Genomic DNA, 21,800 nt, shown 5'->3' on the forward strand with positions numbered 1-21,800 from the left:
GATCAGGAAGCTGATCAAGCTGTCCGGGCCGATGCCGGTCTGGCGCTACATGGAATTGTGCCTGATGCATCCGCGGTACGGCTACTATCTGTCGCGTGATCCGCTCGGCCGCGAGGGCGATTTCACCACGGCGCCCGAGGTCAGCCAGATGTTCGGCGAACTGCTCGGGCTGTGGAGCGCCTCGATCTGGCGCGCGATCGGCTCGCCGGAGACGTTCCGCCTGATCGAGCTCGGGCCCGGCCGCGGCACCATGATGTCCGACGCGCTGCGTGCGCTGCGCGTGCTGCCGCCGCTCTACCAGTCGCTCAGCATCCACCTCGTCGAGGTCAACCCGGTGCTGCGCGAGAAGCAGTACGCCACGCTGACGGGCGTGCGCAACATCACCTGGCACGACAACATCGACGACGTGCCCGAGGGACCGGCGGTGATCCTCGCCAACGAATATTTCGACGTGCTGCCGATCCACCAGATGGTCCGCCGCGAGACCGGCTGGCACGAGCGGACGGTCGGGATGGATGCCAATGGCAACCTGTATTTCGCGCCCGCGCCCGAGCCGACACCGCATTTCGAGGTGCTGCTGCCGCCGCTGGTGCGCGCCGCGCCACTCGGGGCAGTGTTCGAATGGCGGCCCGACAACGAGATCATGAAGCTCGCCACGCGGCTGCGCGACCAGGACGGCGCCGCGCTGATCATCGATTACGGCCATCTGCGCAGCGACGCCGGCGACACCTTCCAGGCGATCGCGCGCCACAGCTTCGCCGACCCGCTGAAGAACCCCGGACAGGCCGACGTGACCGCGCATGTCGATTTCCAGGCCCTGGCGCGGGCCGCCGAGGATGTCGGCGCGCGCGTCCACGGACCGGCGACGCAGGGTGACTTCCTCAAGCGTCTCGGCGTCGAGGCCCGTGCGGCCGGGCTGATGGCGAAGGCAAGCCCCGAAGTCTCCGCCGACGTTGCCGGTGCGCTGAAGCGCCTGACCGATTCCGGGCGCGGCGGGATGGGCTCGATGTTCAAGGTCATGGCCATCTCCGACCCGCGCCTCACCTCGATCGCCGGATTGAGCGATCAGCCTGACGAGACCGAACAATGACATTGGGATCACCGCTGCTGTCGGCCATTCCGGGCCTGCGCCATGCCTTCTTCTCGCGCGAGGGCGGCGTGTCGGAGGGCATCTATGCCGCGCTGAATGGCGGGCTCGGCTCGCGTGACGATCCAGCCAAGGTCGCGGAGAACCGGCGGCGGATGGCGGCGCAGCTCGGCGTGCCGCTCGATCACCTCGTCAGCGTGCATCAGGTTCACTCGCCTGACGTCGTGGCCGTGACCGGTCCATGGAATGGCGCCGCGCGCCCGAAGGCGGACGCGCTCGTCACCCGCACCGAGGGCCTTGCGATATCGGTCACGACGGCCGACTGCGGCCCGATCCTGTTCGTCGATCCCAATGCGCGGGTGATCGGCGCGGCGCATGCCGGCTGGAAGGGCGCGCTGACCGGCGTGCTGGAATCGACCATCGACGCGATGGAGAAGCTCGGCGCCGAGCGCGGCGGCATCGTCGCCGCCATCGGCCCGCTGATCCGCAAGGAATCCTACGAGGTTGGCAACGAATTCGTCGAACGCTTCATCGAGGCCGATGCGGAGAACGGCATGTTCTTCATGCCCGCCGAACGCGACGGACACGCGATGTTCGATCTTGCCGGCTTCATCCGCATGCGGCTGGAAAATGCCGGCGTGCTGATGATCGACGATCTCGGCATCGACACCTATTCCGACGAGCGCTGCTTCAGCTACCGCCGCTCCGTGCACCGCAAGGAAGCCGATTACGGCCGACTCGTTCACGCCATCGCGCTGGAAGGCTGACGCCGGGCATCCAACGCGTTTTCCCGCGAAGTGGATACCGGTTCGCGGTGAAGAAAACGCGTCAAGATAAAATCTGGCGATTTTTGTGCGACAAGCGTCTTGACTCTCCACCTGCTGGAGACCGGACAAGCGGCGCATGACACAACGCACCTACAGCATCGGCGAGGCGGCACGGCTCAGCGGAATTTCCGTCCGCAAGCTCCGCTTCTATTCGGACCAGGGGGTGCTGCCGCCGGCCGGCCGCACCGCGAGCGGCTATCGCGTCTTCACCGACGACGAACTGGTTCGCCTCGACCTGATCCGCTGTCTGCGCGATGCGGGGCTCGGTCTCGATGCTATCCGCGAGGTCCTGACCAAGGAACTCTCGCTGGTCGAGGCGCTGCAGCTTCGCCTCGAGACGCTGGAAGCGGAGATCGCGGCACAGCGCCGCGTCGCCTCGGCCCTGCGGGCTGCGTTGCGTTCACCGCAACTCACCGAAGCAGACTTGAGGAGATTTTTGACCATGACGCAGCTGTCCCGCGCCGAGCGCCGCAACGTCGTCGAACGCTTTTTCGAGAAGGTGTCCGACGGTATCAACATCGACCGGAAATGGATCCGGCAGATGATCGAGACCAGCGTGCCCGAATTGCCCGACGAGCCGACGCCCGAGCAGTGCGATGCCTGGATCGAGCTTTCGGAGATGCTCAACGACCCTTCCCTCGTCGCCAACATCCGCGCCAACGCGGAGGACGTCTGGAATCACCACGTGCTGGATCTCACCGCCTGGCAAGCGGCCAACGAAACCGTGCTGGCGAGAGCCAAGGAGATTATCGCGACCGACCTCGGCCCGACGTCGGAGGTGGGCCAGGCGCTGGCCCGCGACTGGCTGGAAACATCGGCGCGATTGCTGAAGCGAAAACCTGATCTGGAATTCCGCAACTGGATCCGCGGCAAATATGCCCTGCACGACGCCCGTGCGGCGCGCTATTGGGAGCTCGTCGCCATCATGCGCGGGCAATCGCCGGACGCGAGCCCGAACCGCGAATGGGCCTGGATCACTGCAGCCATGCGGCACCATCTCTCTGACTGAGCAGGGAAATCCGAAACCTCGCGGCGCGCCGCCCGGATCGGTTAAGTGCTGTGGCCGTCCTGCCCTAGACGTTAAGCCGTTTTAACGATATCGCAGGACGCAATGAGGGAAGCGTCGAACCGCCAGTTTCAAACTGGGACAGCCGTGCGTGCCGCGATCGCATGCTCGTGGCTCGCGATCGCGTGCGCGCTTGGCGGCTGCGCGGCCGGCGGCAACGTGGCCGATTCCTACGCCATGGCCACGCCGGCAAGCAGCGGCGCAACGGTTGCGTTCGAATCGATCGACGGCCCGCCGCCCCAGGTGTTCGACCGCATGGTCGGCGTGCTCGACAGCGAGTCCAAGCTGCGCAGCCTGTCGATCGTGTCGCGCCAGGGCGCTGCCGCCTATCGCGTGCGCAGCTATCTGTCGGCTCAGGTGGTGCGCGGCCGCACCATGATCGCGTGGGTGTGGGACGTCTACGACAGCAACCAGCAACGCGCGCTGCGGCTCTCCGGCGAGGAGCCCGCCGGCAAGGCCGGCCGCGACGCGTGGGCCGCCGCCGACGACCTGGTGCTGCGCAAGATCGCCCAGGCCGGCCTCAGCGGCCTGTCCGGCATGATCAATGGCGGCCCGGCGGACGGCCCCGCGCCCGCCCCGGCACCGGACCTCCGCGGGCCCACGGTGGCAAGCGCCCCGGCCGCCGCCGCGCCCGAGACCGTGGCGCTCGGCTATTCCGCCGACTAAACCCCGTTATCGCCCGGGGAAATGCGTTTTTTGCCCAGGAAAACGGCGGCCAAGCCCGGCTAATGGGTTGCCATCGGATGCGCCTGCCTGATATTCCCTCGCGCACCGAAAACCCGCCGGTTCTGTAAGGACTTGAGATGCTGAACGTCGTATCCAGCAAGGCGCGGGGGGAAGCATCGATGTCGGCAAAGAACGGATCAATCAAACTCGTCGCCGGCAACTCCAATCCTGCGCTGGCGCAGGACATCGCCAAGGGACTTGGCATCGAACTGACCAAGGCCGTGGTCCGGCGCTTCGCCGACATGGAGATCTTCGTCGAGATCCAGGAGAACGTCCGCGGCTCGGACATGTTCATCCTGCAGTCGACGTCGTTTCCGGCCAACGACAATCTGATGGAACTGTTGATCATCACCGACGCGCTGCGCCGCTCCTCGGCGCGCCGCATCACCGCGGTGGTGCCCTATTTCGGTTATGCCAGGCAGGATCGCAGGTCCGGCTCGCGTACGCCGATCTCGGCCAAGCTGGTCGCCAACCTGATCTCGCACGCCGGCGTCGACCGCGTCATGACGCTCGACCTGCATGCCGGCCAGATCCAGGGCTTCTTCGACATCCCGACCGACAACCTGTTCGCGGCGCCCCTGATGGTGCGCGACATCAAAGAAAAGTTCGACCTCGCCAAGGTGATGGTGGTGTCGCCCGACGTCGGCGGCGTGGCGCGTGCCCGCGGCCTCGCCAAGCGCATCAACACCCCGCTCGCCATCGTCGACAAGCGCCGCGAGCGCCCCGGCGAGTCCGAGGTGATGAACGTGATCGGCGACGTCGCCGGCTACAACTGCATCCTGGTCGACGACATCGTCGATTCCGGCGGCACTCTGGTGAATGCGGCCGAGGCGCTGATCGCGCACGGCGCCAAGGAAGTCTCGGCCTACATCACCCACGGCGTGCTGTCCGGCGGCGCCGCCGCGCGCATCGCCTCGTCGCGTCTGAAGGAACTGGTCATCACCGACTCGATCCTGCCGACGGAAGCCGTCAACAAGGCACCGAACATCCGCCAGATCTCGATCGCCGGACTGATTGCCGAAGCGATCGGCCGCACCGCGGCGGAAGAGTCGGTTTCCAGCCTGTTCGATTAAGCCCCACTGTCGTCCCGGCGAAAGCCGGGACCCATAACCACAGGCCTCCATTGTGGAGAGCCACTGTGGCCCCAGCTTTCGTGACAACAAACATTCGTGGTTATGGGTCCCTGCTTTCGTGTTCGGTCCCGTGTGATTGGCGAGGGCCTGGATTGGCGCCAGGTAGCCGAGGCATTTGAGGCGGGTCCGATTGTAGTCGTGGACGAACTTGGCGATGAAGGTGTCGCGGTCGGCGTGGTTGACAAAGGTACGGCGCGCGCTGCCCCGTTTGTGTTTCGCGGCCAATGGCTTCGGCGATGCGCCGGTTGAAGCGTTCGACGAGGCCGTTGGTCTGCGGATGGTAGGGCTTGGTCAGGCGATGCTGGATGCCGCACTGTCGGCAGAGCCGATCAAAGGGGTGGTCGCCGGAAGGCTTCCCGACCGGTTTGTTCTTCTTGTCGACGGCGAAGCGGTCGGTGAACTCGGCACCGTTGTCGGTGAGGATAGTGTGAACCTGGTGCGGAAAATCAGCCAGGAAGCGCTTAAGGAAACCGGTCGCGGTCGCTCCGTCCCGCCTGGAATGGACCTCGACGAAGACGTAGCGGGTGGCGCGGTCGATGGCGACAAAGGCATAGCTGGTGCGGCGCTGCAGTGCCGGCAGATACTTCACGTCGATATGGATGAAGCCGATACTGGCATTCTCGAAGACGCCGGCTTTGGGCTTGTCAGGCTTGGCAAGCCGGCTGATGCCATTGCGCTGCAGGCAGCGGTGGATCGCACTACGGGACAGCTTGGCGTTGATGCATCGCCGCATCACCTCGACGATGTCGTCCAGCGGCAATTGGAGCGATGTCCGCAGCTCACACACTGCCCGTTCCTCAAGGGCGGACAGGCTGGTCGTGAGGTGCTTCGGCCGATGCGAGCGATCCTCGACCGTGCTGCGACCGCGCCAGCGATAGATTGTGGTCTCGCTGACCCCCAGCTCGGCCGCCAATTGGGCGACCGACTTCCTGCTGCGCTGGATGTAGGCACGCGTCTTCGGCGTCGTCGTGGCGTTCGCGTGCAAGCTCAGTTCCATGACACGAGGCGCTCCCTAACAAAGGCCACGCCTCGTTCTACACCGATTCCATCCAACCAATCTGCAGGGACCAAACACCTTCGCAGGGACGACACCAAGTATGTGGCGCCAGACGCGTTAGAACCCCGGCCGTGGAACGTGGCTCATCAGCGTCCGCGCATAGCCGCCATCGACGATGATCTCCTCACCATTGACGTATGACGAGCGGTCGCTGGCTAGGAACAGGGTCGCGTCCGCCATGTCCTGCGGTGCGCCGATCCGGCGCATCGGCACCACGACGGTGCGCCGCTCGGTGACCCCTGGCGTGTCGTAGAAGGCCTGGCTCATCGGCGTCACGACAAGGCCGGGGCTCACCACATTGCTGCGGATGCCATGCGGCCCCCATTCGGCGGCGAGTTGCTGCGAGAGCATGACGACCGCGGCCTTGCTGACGCTGTAGGCGCCGCTCTGCCCCTGCGCATTGCTGGCAGCGATCGAGGCGACGTGGATGAGGCTGCCGCGTCCGGCCTTGCGCATCTGGTGGCCGAACGCCTGGGCGCAGATGAAATAGCCGGTGAGATTGACCGCCAGCACCGCATTCCACTCCGCGAGCGGCAGCGTGTCGAGCCCGCCCGGGCGCAGCACCGCCGCGGTGTTGACGAGGATGTCGCAAGCGCCGAGCGTGCGCGCGACGGCGTCGGCGGCTGCCGCGACATTGTCCTCGCTGGTCGTGTCGCAGGTCGCGACGAGATGACCGTCGCCGAACTCGCCAAGCTTTGCCTTGGTCTCCGCGAGGGAGCGCTCGTCGCGATCGAGCGCGGCGACCCTGGCGCCGGCCCGCGCGAAACTGACCGCGGTAGCGCGGCCGATACCGCCGCCTCCGCCGGTGACGACGGCAACGCGGCCCGACAGGCCGAGCCAGTCGGAGGAATGTTGTTCGGTCATGGGGCGCCTCCCGCGCGTTTTGGTTTTATGCCGCAAGCATAACCGAACGCGCCGCGGGCGAGAGCGATCCCGGCACGCATGCCGGAATCGCTTTTCCGCCGATGCTAGCCGGGAATCCCCGCCGCGACCTGGCCGCGCAGACGCTCGAGGCTGAGCAGCGTGTTGGCGCAGGCTTCCGCGACCTCGATCCCCTTGATGACGAAGTGCTTGCGGAAGAACTCGTAATGCACCTCGGTCTCGTGGAATTGCTGCGGCGTCAGCACCGCCGAGAACACCGGCACCTCGGTGCGCAATTGCACATCCATCAACGCCTTGATCACGGTGTCGGCGACGAATTCGTGGCGGTAGATGCCGCCATCGACGACGAGCCCGGCCGCGACGATCGCGGTGTAGCGGCGGGTCTTCGCCAGCAGCTGGGCATGCAGCGGGATCTCGAACGAGCCCGGCACCTCGAACACATCGACATTGGTGATGTGCCTCGCCTCGATCTCCTTCAGGAAGGAGATGCGGCACTCTTCCACCACGTCCCGATGCCAGGACGACTGTACGAAGGCAACACGCTGCGGCTTTGCGAAGTGCGGATGCTCCGGCGTCGGCGGAATGGCCGGCGTATCGGGAGCGCTTTCTGCCTGGGGGGTTTGGACTTGAGAAGCTTGAACGTCTTGGTCTTGCAACATCTGATTCATGGCTTTCCTCTTTCAGGACCAGAATCAGGGCACACGGACAACGACACGAGCCCACGCGAAAATCGCGTTGGCTGCCGCAACCGTTCTCTTTCATCCGGACTGTAACCGTCGGCTTCGGAATTGCACCGAATCTGCTGACCCTTCTCCCGGCTTCGCGGAGGAAGGCGCTCGCGGGCTTGGGCTCATCACCCTTACCGCCGGTGGGGATTTTCACCCCGCCCTGAGAACTCGGCACGCCCGGGATGGACGTGCCTGAGACGAAATATGACCAAAGCGCGACAGCCGGGCAAGGCCTTTGGCATGGGGAAACGGCATGTCCCCATGAGCGCGTTGCGGCTCTGCAAGGTTGATGCGAGGGCCCGACGGCTGATTCACGGGCGCGGCGAAGCGCCGGCAAATGGTTAACAAAGCGTTACGCGAACGCTTAGATTCCGATTTGTTCTCAAAATCACAGATGTGGCGGAGATCAGCTGTGGACGATGCGCGCTTTGGCTGTGGACGGACTCGGCGTGCGGTTGCGCGGATTCCGCAAATCACATCACTTCATCGGCGTCAGGTCCAGGGGCATCCGGAAGCCCGCATCAGGAACTGCACTCGGCCACGACGCAGTATGTCGCAAGTGCCGGCTTCCGTGTGCGTATCAAGCGATCATAAGAACAAGGTCCGAGACGGCATGTCCCTCCTCGAAAGCATTATCGATTCCCGGAATAACCCGCTTGCGGTGGTCGAAGATATCGCCACCGACAACAACTGGGCGTTCGAGCGTTCCGGCGAAGACGAGGTGACGATCGTCTCCAAGGGAGACTGGATCGATTATCAGCTCTCGTTCACCTGGATGGGCGAGATCGAGGCGCTGCATCTCGCCTGCGCCTTCGACATGAAGATGCCGCAGGCGCGCCGCGCCGAGGTGCAGCGGCTGGTCGCTGCGATCAACGAACAATTGTGGGTCGGCCATTTCGATCTGTGGACCCACACCGGCATGGTGATGCATCGTCAGGCGCTGGTGCTGCCCGGCGGCCTCACCGCCTCCACCGCGCAGTGCGAGGCCATGGTGGTCAACGCGATCCACGCCTGCGAGCGCTACTACCCGGCGTTCCAGTTCGTGGTGTGGGCCGGCAAGTCGACCGCCGAGGCGATGGCCGCGGCGATGTTCGATACCGAGGGCGAGGCGTAAGGATTTCGCTCCAGCGCTCCCACACGCTCGGCGTCGTCCCGGCGAAGGCCGGGACCCATACTCCGCGGCCCCTGGGCTTAAGCAAACTGCTTGTGGCTGATCGCGTGCCTCACTAGAACCGCCTGTGGTTATGGGTCCCGGCCTTCGCCGGGACGACGTGAGAGTTTGCGGAGTCACCTGTGAGCACATCCAGCAGCGCACTGACGAATACTTCCGGCACCATCGCGCTCGCGGGCGCGGGCAAGATGGGCGGCGCCATGCTGACCGGCTGGCTCGCGCAGGGCCTTGCACCCGAGCGCGTCGCGGTGATCGACCCGCATCTCTCGCCGGAGATTTCCGCGCTTGCCGCAAAGGGCGTGCGGCTCAATCCGCAGGCGAAGGATCTCGGCACGGTCGACACGCTTGTCGTCGCGGTGAAGCCGCAATCGTTCCGCGACGCCGGCGCCGCACTGAAATCCTTCGTCGGTCCCTCGACACTCGTCGTCTCGATCATGGCCGGCACGACCATGTCAGCGCTGGAAGAGGTTGTCGGCGGCGCGGTGGTGCGCGCGATGCCGAACACGCCGGCGGCGATCGGCCGCGGCATCACCGTCGCTGTACCGTCGAAGCACGTCACCGCCGCGCAGCGCGCGATGACCGATGCGTTGCTGAAAGCGACCGGGCTCGTCGAATGGGTCGACGATGAGAACCTGATGGACGCGGTGACCGCGGTCTCCGGCTCGGGCCCTGCCTATGTGTTCCTGCTCGCCGAGGAGCTGGCGCGCGCCGGCGTTGCGGCCGGCCTGCCCGAGCAGCTTGCGACCACGCTGGCGCGGGCGACCGTCGCCGGCTCCGGCGAGTTGCTGCATCGCTCGGATCTGCCGTCGGCGACCCTGCGGCAGAACGTCACCTCGCCCGGCGGCACCACCGCCGCGGCGCTCGAGGTGCTGATGGCCAATGACGGCATGCAGCCACTGATGACCCGCGCGATTGCCGCCGCGGCAAGGCGCTCAAGGGAATTGGCGAAGTAGCGCATGCACCGTCATTGCCGGGCTTGACCCGGCAATCCATCGAACAAGGACGCTTTCTTCCTTGATGGATGCGCGGGTCAGGCCCGCGCATGACGAGTTCGCCGGACCAACGACACAGGCCGCCTACTGCGCCGAACCCGACGTCCCGGCCAGCCGCTTGTTGAAGCTTTCGACATTGATCAGACCGCGGGCGTGGCGGCCTTCGCCGAGCTTGCGCGTGCCCTCAAAGGCCTCGACCTCGAAGCGGATCACGCGGCGCTCGACCGCGATCACTTTTGAGGTCGTCCGCACGGTGGCGCCGACCAGCGCGGCGGCGAGATGGCGGATATCGACCTCGGTCCCGACCGTGACCCAGCCGGGCTGCAGCGCGGCGCGAATGGCATCGCCCGACGCCATCTCCATTTCGAGGATCATCATCGGCGTCGCATAGACCATCGGCATGCCCGGCACGAAATGCCCGACGGTGCGCTCCGGCGGCACCACGAGCATGCGCTCGGCGCTCATGCCGATCCTGATGAAGTCGCGTGCGTCCATGGATGCCTTGCTCGTCATTCCGGGGCACGCGAAGCGTGAACCCGGAATCTGGAGATTTTGATCGAGATCCCCGGCTCGCGCTAATGCGCGCCCCGGGATGACGCGCTTTCGCGCGTCACTTCTTCGCCGCAGCCGCGCGCTCGACGAACGACTTGCCGCCCTTCATCTTGTGATGCAGCGGCGCTTCGTTGATCTGGATCACGACCGCGTCGGCATCGACGCCGAGATTCTTCACCAGTGCCTGGGTGATGTCGCGCATCATGCCGAGCTTCTGCTCGTCGGTGCGGCCGGCGGCCATGCTCACGGTGATCTCAGGCATTGTTGCTCTCCCTCTTGTTGTCGCCATGGCCGGGCTCCTCCCGGCCATTCACGTCGCCGCGCATCAAACAAGAGGTGGATGCCCGGCACAAGGCCGGGCATGACGTCACAAGCGAATGGCTATCCCCACGCCACGTCATGCCGCGCCAGGACCTCGCGGACCCTGGCGACCAGATCGGCCTCCGCGCAGGAGAACTGCGCCGGACGCGTCTCACGCCATTCCTGGTTGGAGGCGATCGCAGCTGCGGCCTTGGCGCCTTCGATCAAATCCTTGATCTGCACCTCGCCGCGCGCCTTCTCGTCCGAGCCCTGGATGATCACGCAGGGCGAGTTGCGGCGATCGGCATATTTGAGCTGGTTGCCCATGTTCTTCGGATTGCCGAGATAGAGCTCGGCGCGGATGCCGGCCTGGCGCAACTGCGCGACCATCTTCTGGTAGTCGGCGACACGATCGCGGTCGAACACGGTGACGACGACAGGGCCGAACTCGGCCCGCGTGTCGAGCTCGCCGAGCATCGTCAGCGCCGCCTGCAGGCGCGACACCCCGATCGAGAAGCCCGTTGCCGGCACCGGCTCGCCGCGGAAGCGCGAGACCAGGCCGTCATAGCGGCCACCGCCACCGACCGAGCCGAATCGCACCGGGCGCCCCTTCTCGTCCTTGGTGTCGAGCAGCAGCTCAACCTCGTAGACCGGGCCGGTGTAGTATTCGAGGCCGCGAACAACGGTGGGATCGATGCGGATGCGATCCGCGCCATAGCCGGACGCCGCGACCAGCTTGGCGATCTCCTCGAGCTCGCTCACGCCGGCCTGACCAACTTCGCTCTTCGCCAGATAGGTCTCCGCCGCAGCAATCGCCTCTCGCCAATCGTCGCGCTGCTGCGTGACGGCCAGGACGATATCGGCATCCGCGGGGCTCAGGTCGGCGCCCTTGGTAAAGTCGCCCTTGCCTTCTTCGCCGCCATCCCATCGTCCGGGACCAAGCAGCTTGCGAACCTCGTCGGCGGGAAATTTGTCCAGCTTGTCGATCGCGCGCAGCACCGTGAGACGGCGGCCCGCATTCTCCTCACCGCCGAGGCCGATCGCCTCGAGCACGCCGTCGAGCACCTTGCGGTTGTTCACCTTCACGACATAGGAGCCGCGCGGAATGCCGAGCGCTTCCATCGTGTCGGCCGCCATCATGCAAATCTCGGCGTCGGCCGCCGGCGTCGCCGAGCCGACCGTGTCGGCGTCGAACTGCATGAACTGGCGGAAGCGGCCGGGACCGGGCTTCTCGTTGCGGAAGACATAGCCGAACCGATACGACCGATAAGGCTTCGGCAGCGCGTCGAAGTTTTCCGCGACATAGCGCGCCAGCGGCGCGGTGAGGTCGTAGCGCAGCGATATCCACTGCTCGTCATCGTCCTGGAACGAGAACACGCCCTCATTGGGCCGGTCCTGGTCGGGCAGGAACTTGCCGAGCGCGTCGGTGTATTCCATCGCCGGCGTCTCCACCGGCTCGAAGCCGTAGAGCTCGTAGACGGCGCGGATCTTCTCGACCATCGCCCGCGTGGCATTGATCGCGGCCGGGCCGCGATCTTCCAGCCCGCGCGGCAGGCGCGCCTTCAGTTTCTGGGGTTTTTTGGGTTTCTCGGCCATGTCATGCGCTGCAAGGTCTGTAAGCCGCGGTAGCTTACAAAGATACGCCGGGTTACCAGCCGAGGCGGCGCGGAGCAAGGTATCCGGCCGCTCTTACCTCGCCCCGCTTGCGGGGAGAGGTCGGAATTCAAGCGTAGCTTGAATTCCGGGTGAGGGGGACTCTCCGCGAGCCGTGCTCTTACCATGTTTGCGCAAGCAGCCCCTCACCCCACCCTCTCCCCGCAAGAGCGGGGCGAGGGAGCGAGAGAGAGTGCCTACCGTACAGCCCGCGCGTCAGGCGACGTTCCTGATCCAGTTATGCGGGTCGTTGGTGCGACCGTACTGGATGTCGACCAGCTTCTTGCGCAGGCCCATGGCGACCGGGCCGGCCACGCCGCCGCTGATCTGGAAATCGCCGCTCGCCGAGCACACCTTGCCGATCGGCGAAATGACGGCCGCGGTGCCGCAGGCGAACGCCTCCTTCAGCTTGCCGCTGGCGGCGTCAGCGCGCCATTGCTGGATCGTATAGGGCTCCTCGCGCACACGCGTGCCGGCATCCTTGGCAAGCGCGATGATCGAGTCGCGGGTGATGCCGGGCAGGATGGTGCCGAGCGGCGGCGTCAGCAGCGAGCCGTCGTCGAACGCGAAGAACACGTTCATGCCGCCGAGCTCCTCGATGTAGCGGCGCTCGACCGCATCGAGGAACACGACCTGGTCGCAGCCCCGTTCGATCGCCTCGGCCTGCGCGCGCAGGCTGGCGGCGTAGTTGCCGCCGCATTTGACGGCGCCGGTGCCGCCGATTGCGGCGCGCGTGTAATTCTCCGACACCCAGATCGACACCGGCGCAGGGCCGCCCTTGAAATAGGAACCGACCGGCGAGGCGATGACCGAGAAGATGTATTCGGCCGACGGCTTCACGCCGAGGAAGACCTCGCTCGCGATCATGAAGGGCCGCAGATAGAGACTGCCCTCGCCGCCCGGGATCCAGGCGCGATCGATCCGCACCAACTGCTCGACCGCATCGATGAACAAATCCTCGGGCAACGGCGCCATCGCCATGCGCTCGGCCGAATCATGGAAGCGGCGGGCGTTGGCGTCCGGCCGAAACAGGTTCACGCCGCCGTCGTCGCGCTTGTAGGCCTTGAGGCCTTCGAAAATTTCCTGGGCGTAGTGCAGCACCGCGCCGGCCGGATCGAGCGGAAAATTGGCGCGGGCCTCGATGCGGGCGCTGTGCCAGCCCTTGCCCTGGCTGTAGCGGACGATCGCCATGTGATCGGTAAAGACCCGGCCGAAGCCGGGGTCCACGAGCTTCGCCGCGCGATCCTTGTCGGATGTCGCATTCGGCGAAGGCTGGATGTCAAATTTCAAAGTCATTTTTCTTGCTTTCCGCTGTCGGAACCGGCGCGATACCCGGCGCCGGCCTGTTTCCCCCGGAGCCATCAGGCTCGGCTGGCCCGAACTTCACCACCGCCGGCCGCGCCGCCGGCTTCCATCGCCAACATGCCGTTTAGACATGCTTTTGCGGAATGCTGAAGTCCAGTATGTTTGCCGAAATGCCGCTCGACAATCGCACGGTAGTCCAATTTGCGGCCCAAACCGCCTCACAGGCTCGTTCAGGCCGCCTTAAACGCTGTCGAGGACAAGACGACCTAATGTTTCGTCGTGACAGGCAGTTTTGTAACATTGAACCCAAGATACGTCAATATGACTGACATAAATTTCTCAGGCATGGCTGCCAAGCCCGATTCGCAGGGAGACGACAACGCCCCGGCGGCGGGGGCGCGCGACCTGCGCTGGGATATCATCGAGCTGTTGTTCTTCGCCTACCGCGACTTTGTCGGCGATGCCGACCAGGAGCTGGAGGCGTTCGGCTTCGGCCGCGCCCACCACCGCGTCATCCACTTCGTTACCCGCTATCCGGGGCTGAAGGTCGCCGACCTGCTCGACGTCCTGCGCATCACCAAGCAGTCGCTCGGGCGCGTGCTCAAGCAGCTCCTGGACGAGGGCTATATCGTGCAGAAGACCGGCAACAACGACCGCCGGCAGCGCCTGCTCTACGCCACACCGAAGGGCGAGGCGCTGGTCGCCAAGCTCGCGGGGCTGCAGACCGACCGCATCAACCGCGCGGTCGCCGGCATCGATCCGGCCGGCGTCGAGACGGTTCGCCAATTCCTCCGCGCGATGATCGACCGCGACGATCCCGACAAGGTGCTCGAAGCGATCTTCGGCGGCGGCAGAAAAACGAGGGAGTGAGCTGGTGCAGGCTGCAACCATGATGCGCGCGCCGGTCGAGCCGGCCGACGACGCGCCGCATCTTCTGCTGGTCGACGACGACCGCCGCATTCGCGACCTGTTGTCGCGCTTTCTCTCAGGCGAAGGCTACCGGGTCACGACGGCAATGAGCGCCACCGATGCGCGCGCCAAGCTGCTCGGGCTGCATTTCGACCTGCTGATCCTCGACGTGATGATGCCCGGCGAGAACGGCTTCGACCTCGCCCGCTTCATCCGCAGCTCCTCGACGGTGCCGATCATCATGCTGACCGCCCGCCACGAGGCGGAAGCCCGCATCGAGGGCCTGCAGATCGGCGCCGACGATTATGTCGCCAAGCCATTCGAGCCGCGCGAGCTGGTACTCCGGATCGGCAATATCCTCAAGCGCACCGCGCCGCCGCAGGTCGCGGTCGTCGAGCAGATCGCGTTCGGCCCCTATATTTTCCACATCGAGCGCAGCGAACTGCGTCAGGGCGAGGAGATCATCCATCTCACCGATCGCGAGCGCGAGATGCTGCGCATCCTCGCCAGCGCGCCCGGCGAGACCGTGCCGCGCGCCGAGCTGACCTCCGGCGGTACCGTCAACGAACGCGCGGTCGACGTGCAGATCAACCGCCTGCGCCGCAAGATCGAGCACGATCCTGCCAATCCGCTGTTTCTGCAGGCGGTGCGCGGCATCGGCTATCGCCTGGTGGCTTCGCCCTGAGCATGACCCAGAAAGTAGCCCGCATGAGCGAAGCGATATGCGGGGTTAGCAAGCCCCGGATATCGCTTCGCTCATCCGGGCTACGAAATCCCATCGCTCTATAAGTATCGAACATGAGCACGCTCGACTCCGGCCTGACCCTGATCCGCAACGCCTCGCAGCGCGTCTCGAAGGCGAACGGCTGGATGGGCAACGCGTTCAAGAGCTGGATGCCGACCGGCCTCTATGCCCGCGCGCTGTTGATTATGATCGTGCCGATGGTGATCCTGCAGACCGTGGTGGCGTTCGTGTTCATGGAGCGGCACTGGAACACGGTGACGCGGCGCCTGTCGGCCGCGGTGGTGTCCGATATCGCCGCGCTGATCGACGTCTACAAGAGCTACCCGCAGGACAAGGACCGCGCGCAGCTTCGCCGCATCGCCCAGAAACTGCAGCTGGTGGTCGACTTCCTTCCCGCCGGCGACATGCCGCCGCCGGGGCCGAAGCCGTTCTTCTCGCTGCTCGACCAGACGCTGTCGGTGCAGCTCGGCCGCCAGATCAGCCGCCCGTTCTGGATCGACACCGTCGGTAAATCCAATTTGGTCGAGATCCGCGTGCAGCTCGACGATTCGGTGATGCGGATCTTCGCCCAGCGCAGCGCGGCCTACGCCTCCAATTCGGAGATCTTCATCTTCTGGATGCTCGGCACCTCGACGATCCTCCTGATCGTCGCCGTGCTGTTCCTGCGCAATCAGATCAAGCCGATCCTGCGGCTCGCCGACGCCGCCGAAAGTTTCGGCAAGGGCCGCGAGGCACCGAACTTCCGGCCGCGCGGCGCGCGCGAGGTGCGGCGCGCGGCGCAGGCCTTCATCGAGATGAAGGCGCGCGTCGAACGTTCGATCGAGCAGCGCACCGCGATGCTCGCCGGCGTATCGCACGATCTGCGCACCATCCTGACCCGGTTCAAGCTCGAGCTTGCCCTGATCGGCGAAGGCCCCGAGATCGAGGCGATGCGCAAGGACGTCGACGAGATGTCGATGATGCTGGAGGATTATCTCGCCTTCGCGCGCGGCGATTCCGGCGAGGTCGCGCAGCCGACCGACATGGCGTTGGCGCTGGAGGAATTGCGCAGCGACGCCGAGCGCCACGGCCACACCGCGACCGTTGCGTTCCACGGCCTGCCCGTCGTCACGGTGAAGCCGGCCTCGTTCAAGCGCTGTCTCGCCAACCTCGTCTCCAACGCCGCGCGCCACGCCAACACGATCTCGATCACCGGCCATCGCGACCATCGCTATCTCAACGTCACGGTCGACGACGACGGGCCGGGCATCCCCGCCGACATGCGCGAGGAAGTGTTCAAGCCGTTCCTGCGGCTCGACGATGCCCGCAACCAGGACGAAGGCGGCACCGGGCTCGGGCTTGCGATCGCCCGCGACATCGCCCGCTCGCATGGCGGAGACATCATGCTCAGCGAAAGCCCGATGGGCGGCCTGCGCGCCGTCGTGCGGGTGCCGGTGTAACCTACCAGCGGTAGGACAAGGTGCCGATGACCTGCCGCCGTTCGCCGGCATAACAGTAACCGGACTGGCAGGTCTGGTAGTGCGTGTCGAACAGATTGGTCGCGTTGACGCGCATCGTGGCGCCGAGGAAGCGCCGGTCCAGCTTGCCCAGATCGTAATCGATCACCGCATCGAACAACGTCGTCGCAGCGTTCTGGAACGTGTTCTGGTCGTTGCCGAAGTTCGTGCCGATATAACGCACGCCGAGACCAAGCCCGAGGCCTTCGACGGGCACGCCGGACTGGAACGTATACTTGCCGAAGGCGGCGAAGGAATTCCCCGGAATGCCGGAGAGCTCATTGCCGGTCGTATCGGGATTGCCCTGCGTGATCACGACGTTGAGATGGGTGTAGGCGGCGGTGAGATCAAATCCCTGCTTGAGCGCGAGCTTCGCCTCGAGCTCCACACCCTTGGATTCGACCTGCCCGGTCGCTGCCTGGAATGCCATGTTGTTCGGATCGGTACGCAGCACATTGTCCTGCGTGATGTCGAACACCGCGGCGGTCAACAGCACCGGAACGTTCGGCATCTGGTACTTGATGCCCACTTCCTTCTGCTCGCCGGTGGTCGGCCTGAACGGCAGTCCGGATGCGTCGACGCCGACCTGCGGGGCGAATGCCGTCGCGTAGCTGATATAGGGCGCAATGCCGTTGTCGAAGACGTAGCTCAGGCCCGCACGGCCCGTGAAGGCGGTCGCCTTCTGCGTTGACGGCACGCCGTCGAGACCCGCGGTCGTGGTCTGCGACACCCAGCTCTGGCGGCCGTTGAGCGTCAGAATAAAGCCTCCGAGCTTGGCCTGCTCCTGCGCATAGACACCGACCTCGTCGGTCGACTGCTTGTTGAAGATCGAGAATGCCGGCGTCGCGATGGCCTGGGCGCCGTAGTTCATGCTCAGGAGATTGAGATCGGGCGCCGGGCCGTAACCGATCTTGTCGTTGTAGTAGGAGTGACCGTAGTCGACGCCGAACAGCACGGTATTCTTGATCGCGCCGAGCATGAACTTGGCCTCGGCCTGATTGTCGAGCGTCACCATGTTGAAGCTGTCCAGGATCCGCCACGCGGACCGCGACGCCAGATTGGTGCTGCTGTCGATTGAATCGATCTGGGTGTATTTCGCGTCGACGTCGACCTGATAGAAGCGGAAGTTCTGCCGCACCGTCCACACGTCGTCGACATTGTGCTCGAACGCGTAGCCGATGCGATATTGCTTCTGATCCATGGCGCTGAACGCCGGATCATTCGAATAGATGTTGGTCAACTGTCCGTCAGGCGTGCGGAAATTGCCGATGCTGGCGGCGGTTCGGCTCTTTTGATATTCGCTGAGGATGGTGAAGGACGTGTCGGCGTCCGGCCGCCAGGTCAGCGCCGGCGCGATATAGGCGCGATCGTCGTCGTTGCCGGGGTACCAGGTCTTTGCGTCGCGAAGCAGGCCCGTCAGCCGGTAGTACAGCTGATCGCTGCCGGGCACCGGACCACCGACATCGAAACTGCCCTGGTAACGGTCGTAGGTGCCGCCCTGCAGCTGCACCTCACCGAATGCCGTCAAAGGCGGCCGCTTGGTCGTGACATCCACGATGCCTCCCGGAGAGCCGAGGCCATAGAGGCCCGAGGCTGGTCCGCGGAGGATCGACACGCTGTCGAGACCGTAAGGTTCGATCTTGGGAATTGCGAAGTTGCCGCCGCCCTGGCGCAGGCCGTCGCGATAGATCCCTGTATAGGTCGCGTCGAAGCCACGGATGTAGAAACTATCGAACCTTGGATCATAGCCGAACGCCGTGGTCGTCACGCCGGGCGTGTAGCTGACGGCGTCCTTGAGCGTCTGAACGTTGCGATCCCTTAGCTCCTTTTGCGTCACGACCGAGAGCGATTGCGGCGTTTCGATCAGCGCTGTGCTGGTCTTGGTGCCGGCCGTGCTCGCGGTTGCGACGTACCCCGTGGTCGTACCGATCGCGCCTCCTGTGCCTTGCGACCGCGGAGCCTGGCTCCGGGCGGGCGCCGCGGCACTGCGGCGCCGGTTCGCCGCGACCGCGCGCGAAGTCCTGGTGTTCTGGCTTGAAACGACGGCACCGCGCTTCCTTGCGGCGCCAGGTTCATCCACCGTCACTGCGGGAAGTTCGCTGACATTGCTCTGCGGAGGACTTGTCTGCGCCTGAGCGCTGGCGACGTCTGCACCCATTGACACAAGTATGACCGAACCGAGTAGCGCCGCATTGATCGCAGCCGTTGATGCGAGCAAGCCGCGCTTGCTCCGCAACGAAGCCATTCCCACCGAACAAATCCCCACATTGCCTTACGCCGACATCGATCGAGCCGCGTTTGCGACAAGGCCGGCATCGATTGGGGCGGACTTCTATCGGCGGGATGATCGAAATTCCACACGCGCAAAATAGAATCGATGGAAGCAGAAACGAAGCGCAACACTGGAGTGATTCAAGATGCGCAACGCTGGAACGATTCAAAACGACATGTTGGCGCGTCAGGCTTTCGACACAACGAATGCGAATGCGATGCGCGTCGTCTCTCGCAGAGAGTCTCGAACGCGGGAGCACGCGGCGATCATTCGATGATGTTGCATCCGTCGACGTCATCGCGCGCCAAGGAGCGCACGAACGCGGTGAACCGTCATCTCCGCGCAAAGGCTTCGCCTTTGCGCGGAGATGACGGGGAGGGATCGGATGGATTTCACATCGCCTCAGCGCAAGATTGCTTTGCAATTTTGTCGCGAGCTACTCGAAGTGATGGTGGTGCAAGCTGCGCAGCCTCTCAGCATGCGAGGCGATGCATTCGGGCGCCCGGCAACAGCCGGATGCGCTGCGCGCTACTTCTGCTTGGGCATGAGGCCCTTCAGCTTTTCCATGTCCTTGACGTTCATCTTCATGCCGCCGGGCATGATGATGTCGCCGGCCTTCTGGTCGCTCTTGCAGGCGCCGAGCCATTTCGCCTCGATGGTCATCGTGGTGTCGCGCGAGCCGGCCGCGCCGCCCTCGGCATGCGAGGTGCTCTTCACCGTGTAGGCGGAATTGAAATCGCCGACGATCTCGGCATGGCTCTGCATCGTCATGCCGGCGACGCTGCAGACGCTGTCGCTGACATAGCCGGTCGCGGTCTTCTTGATATCCTGCTTCGAGCAGACTTCCTTGGCCATCGGCGAGGCCGCCGCGCTCATCTCCTTGTCGGTGGTCTCGTCGGTGCAGTGCTGCATGGTGATTTCGGGCATCGGCCCGCCGGTGCGCACCATCTTCATCTCCCACAGACCGGCCTTGCGGATCGGCAGGTCGACGGCACTTGCGGCGCCAGCGGACAGGACAAGGCACACAGCCGAACCAAGCAAGGCAAGCTGTCGGGTCATGCGGTCGGCTCCCGGCTGAACGATCGAAAGATCCGGTGCGCGCTCAGTAGAGCGTGCGCAGCGGCCTCTGGGCTGCGCCATAGGGCACCCAGCGACAGGCGAAAGAGATGTAGCCGCCCGGATAGTTCTGCATCGCAAGGAACTTAACCACCTTGCCGTAGGAGGCGCAGTGATCGACTGCGAGTTGCCGGGCGTCGCTCTGGGTCGCCAGCGTATAGGCGATGATACCGCCGGTATCATTGCCCTTGAACGGCGGTACCGGCTGCATCCAATCCGCCCGCGCCGGCACAACGGCCAGCATCCCGCAAACGGCAACCAGGCACGCGGCCAATTTCCTTCGCATCGCAGACTCCATTTCGCTTCGAGCCAACATAGAGTGCGCCGGCGACCGTGAAAAGAACGAGCCGGCTCCCCAAAGTGGACTTCTCCGCAGGTGTTGCCGCCCTGCACTTGACCTTGCCGGGGCTTCGCGGCACCGTCCGCGGCATCGGATAATCGGGTGGATTCCCATGCGCAACCTGTTCAACTCCCGCAATAAACTCGGCCGCAAGCTCGGCCTCGGCGCCGCACTCGTGGTCGGCCTGCTGGCTTTCGGGGGTACGGCCCAAGCCGCCAATCCGCTCGAAATGAACTTCTGGCTGTCCGGCCCGCGCTATGACGGCAATGTGGCCCCATGCGAGAAGGCCCTGACGGTCATCAGCACGCAATTCCAGGAAAAGGAAGCCACCTTCTGGAATTCGCCGCTCGTGATCACCGGCTTCAACGGGATTCACGAAACCGCCTTCCGCCCCTGGCAGTCCGACAATATCCCGCGCCGTTATTGCACGGGCGAGGCGATGCTGAGCGACGGCAAAGTGCGCAAGGTGCACTATTCGATCATCGAGGACGGCGGCTTTGCCAGCATCAATCAGGGCGTCGAATGGTGCGTCGCGGGGCTCGACCGCAACTGGACCTATAACCCGTCCTGCAAGGCCGCGCGGCCCTGATCTCCGACCAGATTGCTAAAGCAGGAGCCGCCGCCATTTGGACGGCGGCTTTTTGTTCTTGAAATGTTCTCGCGGCCTGCTAGGCTCTGGGCGGTCGAGTGAGGGAGCGTTTGATGCCTCGGTTGGACACGATTTCCCGATTTTTGATTTCGGTTGCCATTATTCTGTGCGGTGCGGTCGGGGCGTCGGCCCAGGATCGCCGCCAGAATGCGCCCGGCGAGTTCGATTTCTATGTGCTGTCGCTGTCGTGGTCGCCCTCGTTCTGCGAGGCGGCGAGCGAGCGCGGCAACAACGGCCGCGGCACGCAGGCGCAATGCGGCGGACGGCCATATTCCTTCGTGGTGCACGGCCTGTGGCCGCAATATGAGCGGGGCTTTCCGGAATACTGCCAGCGGCCTTCGCCGCGACTCGCCCGCAGCATCATGAGCTCGATGCTCGACCTGATGCCGGCGCCCGGGCTGATCTACAACGAGTGGGACAAGCACGGCACCTGCTCCGGTCTCGGCGAGCGCGCCTATTTCGAAGCCATCCGCAAGGCCCGCGCCACGGTGAAGATCCCCGAGGAATTCCTGCAATTGTCGGAGCCGAAGACGGTCGCGCCCGACGAGCTGGAGACGGCATTCATCAAGGTCAATCCGGGCCTCAGCAACTCCGCGATCTCGGTGACCTGCGACAGCAAGCGGCTCAGCGAGGTGCGGATCTGCCTCAGCAAGGATCTGGAATTCCGCTCCTGCGAGGAAATCGACCGCCGCGCCTGCCGCCGCGATCAGGTGCTGATGCCGCCGGTTCGCGGCGGCTGAAACTCTGGGTCATGGCCGGCAGACCCGCGCTGCGCGTCGTCGCGCAGCATGTCC

The 21,800-nt window shown here is 64.9% G+C and carries 22 protein-coding genes and 1 riboswitch; of the genes, 12 read left to right on the top strand and 10 right to left on the bottom strand.

Annotated features, from left to right (window positions below):
• Positions 1-31: 31 nt before the first annotated feature.
• The 5 genes from J2R80_RS42610 to J2R80_RS42630 all read left to right on the top strand — a co-directional run bounded on the left by J2R80_RS42610 (position 32) and on the right by J2R80_RS42630 (position 4,779).
• Positions 32-1,090, top strand: coding sequence for a class I SAM-dependent methyltransferase (locus J2R80_RS42610; RefSeq protein WP_076825587.1), 1,059 nt, complete (start codon positions 32-34; stop codon positions 1,088-1,090).
• Positions 1,087-1,854 (top strand): peptidoglycan editing factor PgeF, encoded by a 768-nt coding sequence (gene pgeF, locus J2R80_RS42615; RefSeq protein WP_076825521.1) that lies wholly within the window; start codon positions 1,087-1,089, stop codon positions 1,852-1,854. The genes J2R80_RS42610 and pgeF overlap by 4 nt, the downstream gene beginning before the upstream one ends.
• 136 nt (positions 1,855-1,990) lie before the next feature.
• The gene (locus tag J2R80_RS42620) at positions 1,991-2,923 is read left to right on the top strand and encodes a MerR family transcriptional regulator (protein WP_076825522.1); all 933 of its coding nucleotides are present in this window, start codon (positions 1,991-1,993) and stop codon (positions 2,921-2,923) included.
• A 102-nt stretch (positions 2,924-3,025) separates the two neighbouring features.
• Positions 3,026-3,646 (top strand): hypothetical protein, encoded by a 621-nt coding sequence (locus tag J2R80_RS42625; RefSeq protein WP_076825524.1) that lies wholly within the window; start codon positions 3,026-3,028, stop codon positions 3,644-3,646.
• A gap of 179 nt (positions 3,647-3,825) precedes the next feature.
• The gene (locus tag J2R80_RS42630; protein ID WP_028344316.1) at positions 3,826-4,779 is read left to right on the top strand and encodes a ribose-phosphate pyrophosphokinase; all 954 of its coding nucleotides are present in this window, start codon (positions 3,826-3,828) and stop codon (positions 4,777-4,779) included.
• Between the two features lie 100 nt (positions 4,780-4,879).
• On the opposite strand, the gene J2R80_RS42635 is transcribed toward J2R80_RS42630, so the two are convergent.
• The 3 genes from J2R80_RS42635 to J2R80_RS42645 all read right to left on the bottom strand — a co-directional run bounded on the left by J2R80_RS42635 (position 4,880) and on the right by J2R80_RS42645 (position 7,446).
• The gene (locus tag J2R80_RS42635) at positions 4,880-5,836 is read right to left on the bottom strand and encodes a DDE-type integrase/transposase/recombinase (protein WP_141342031.1); all 957 of its coding nucleotides are present in this window, start codon (positions 5,834-5,836) and stop codon (positions 4,880-4,882) included.
• Positions 5,837-5,953: 117 nt separating this feature from the next.
• Entirely contained in the window at positions 5,954-6,760 is an 807-nt protein-coding gene (locus tag J2R80_RS42640; protein WP_253640919.1) for an SDR family NAD(P)-dependent oxidoreductase, read from the bottom strand.
• Positions 6,761-6,864: 104 nt separating this feature from the next.
• Entirely contained in the window at positions 6,865-7,446 is a 582-nt protein-coding gene (locus tag J2R80_RS42645; RefSeq protein ID WP_057016614.1) for a 6,7-dimethyl-8-ribityllumazine synthase, read from the bottom strand.
• 78 nt (positions 7,447-7,524) lie between these two features.
• A riboswitch (FMN riboswitch) is annotated at positions 7,525-7,678 on the bottom strand.
• 441 nt (positions 7,679-8,119) lie between these two features.
• Between J2R80_RS42645 and J2R80_RS42650 the strand changes: the two genes are divergently transcribed.
• Complete coding sequence (locus tag J2R80_RS42650; protein ID WP_016844492.1) at positions 8,120-8,620, top strand: YbjN domain-containing protein; 501 nt, start codon at positions 8,120-8,122, stop codon at positions 8,618-8,620.
• Positions 8,621-8,799: 179 nt separating this feature from the next.
• A complete protein-coding gene (gene proC / locus J2R80_RS42655; RefSeq protein ID WP_076825528.1) occupies positions 8,800-9,630 on the top strand; it encodes a pyrroline-5-carboxylate reductase in 831 nt (276 codons plus the stop codon).
• 123 nt (positions 9,631-9,753) lie between these two features.
• Here proC and J2R80_RS42660 read toward each other — a convergent pair whose 3' ends face one another.
• The 4 genes from J2R80_RS42660 to J2R80_RS42675 all read right to left on the bottom strand — a co-directional run bounded on the left by J2R80_RS42660 (position 9,754) and on the right by J2R80_RS42675 (position 13,470).
• The gene (locus J2R80_RS42660; protein ID WP_057016658.1) at positions 9,754-10,164 is read right to left on the bottom strand and encodes a thioesterase family protein; all 411 of its coding nucleotides are present in this window, start codon (positions 10,162-10,164) and stop codon (positions 9,754-9,756) included.
• A gap of 115 nt (positions 10,165-10,279) precedes the next feature.
• The gene (locus J2R80_RS42665; RefSeq protein ID WP_018269806.1) at positions 10,280-10,483 is read right to left on the bottom strand and encodes a tautomerase family protein; all 204 of its coding nucleotides are present in this window, start codon (positions 10,481-10,483) and stop codon (positions 10,280-10,282) included.
• A 119-nt stretch (positions 10,484-10,602) separates the two neighbouring features.
• Positions 10,603-12,117, bottom strand: coding sequence for a histidine--tRNA ligase (gene hisS / locus J2R80_RS42670; protein ID WP_076825529.1), 1,515 nt, complete (start codon positions 12,115-12,117; stop codon positions 10,603-10,605).
• 273 nt (positions 12,118-12,390) lie between these two features.
• Entirely contained in the window at positions 12,391-13,470 is a 1,080-nt protein-coding gene (locus J2R80_RS42675; RefSeq protein ID WP_076825532.1) for a branched-chain amino acid aminotransferase, read from the bottom strand.
• Positions 13,471-13,800: 330 nt separating this feature from the next.
• On the opposite strand from J2R80_RS42675, the gene J2R80_RS42680 reads away from it, so the two are divergent.
• The 3 genes from J2R80_RS42680 (at position 13,801) to J2R80_RS42690 (ending at position 16,572) form a co-directional block, all read left to right on the top strand.
• Positions 13,801-14,349: a MarR family winged helix-turn-helix transcriptional regulator gene (locus J2R80_RS42680; RefSeq protein ID WP_038375766.1), complete on the top strand. Its 549-nt coding sequence runs from the start codon at positions 13,801-13,803 to the stop codon at positions 14,347-14,349.
• A 19-nt stretch (positions 14,350-14,368) separates the two neighbouring features.
• A complete protein-coding gene (locus J2R80_RS42685) occupies positions 14,369-15,073 on the top strand; it encodes a response regulator (protein WP_038377300.1) in 705 nt (234 codons plus the stop codon).
• A gap of 113 nt (positions 15,074-15,186) precedes the next feature.
• The gene (locus J2R80_RS42690; protein ID WP_057016618.1) at positions 15,187-16,572 is read left to right on the top strand and encodes an ATP-binding protein; all 1,386 of its coding nucleotides are present in this window, start codon (positions 15,187-15,189) and stop codon (positions 16,570-16,572) included.
• Position 16,573: 1 nt separating this feature from the next.
• Here the strand turns inward: J2R80_RS42690 and J2R80_RS42695 are convergent, their stop codons facing one another.
• The 3 genes from J2R80_RS42695 to J2R80_RS42705 form a co-directional block, all read right to left on the bottom strand.
• Positions 16,574-18,709 carry a TonB-dependent siderophore receptor gene (locus J2R80_RS42695; protein WP_244558687.1) on the bottom strand — a complete coding sequence of 712 codons (2,136 nt, stop codon included), beginning with the start codon at positions 18,707-18,709 and terminating at the stop codon, positions 16,574-16,576.
• A gap of 720 nt (positions 18,710-19,429) precedes the next feature.
• On the bottom strand, positions 19,430-19,960 hold the full coding sequence (locus tag J2R80_RS42700) for a DUF3617 family protein (RefSeq protein ID WP_057016619.1): 531 nt from the start codon (positions 19,958-19,960) through the stop codon (positions 19,430-19,432).
• 43 nt (positions 19,961-20,003) lie between these two features.
• Positions 20,004-20,303: a hypothetical protein gene (locus J2R80_RS42705; RefSeq protein WP_028341043.1), complete on the bottom strand. Its 300-nt coding sequence runs from the start codon at positions 20,301-20,303 to the stop codon at positions 20,004-20,006.
• A gap of 166 nt (positions 20,304-20,469) precedes the next feature.
• Here J2R80_RS42705 and J2R80_RS42710 point away from each other — a divergent pair, with 166 nt between their 5' ends.
• Together J2R80_RS42710 and J2R80_RS42715 are read left to right on the top strand one after the other, a co-directional pair.
• Complete coding sequence (locus J2R80_RS42710) at positions 20,470-20,946, top strand: hypothetical protein (RefSeq protein ID WP_057016620.1); 477 nt, start codon at positions 20,470-20,472, stop codon at positions 20,944-20,946.
• Between the two features lie 113 nt (positions 20,947-21,059).
• The gene (locus J2R80_RS42715) at positions 21,060-21,746 is read left to right on the top strand and encodes a ribonuclease T2 (protein ID WP_076825537.1); all 687 of its coding nucleotides are present in this window, start codon (positions 21,060-21,062) and stop codon (positions 21,744-21,746) included.
• Positions 21,747-21,800 lie beyond the last annotated feature (54 nt).

It is taken from the genome of Bradyrhizobium sp. USDA 4541 (genome assembly GCF_024171085.1).
GTDB lineage: Bacteria > Pseudomonadota > Alphaproteobacteria > Rhizobiales > Xanthobacteraceae > Bradyrhizobium > Bradyrhizobium australafricanum.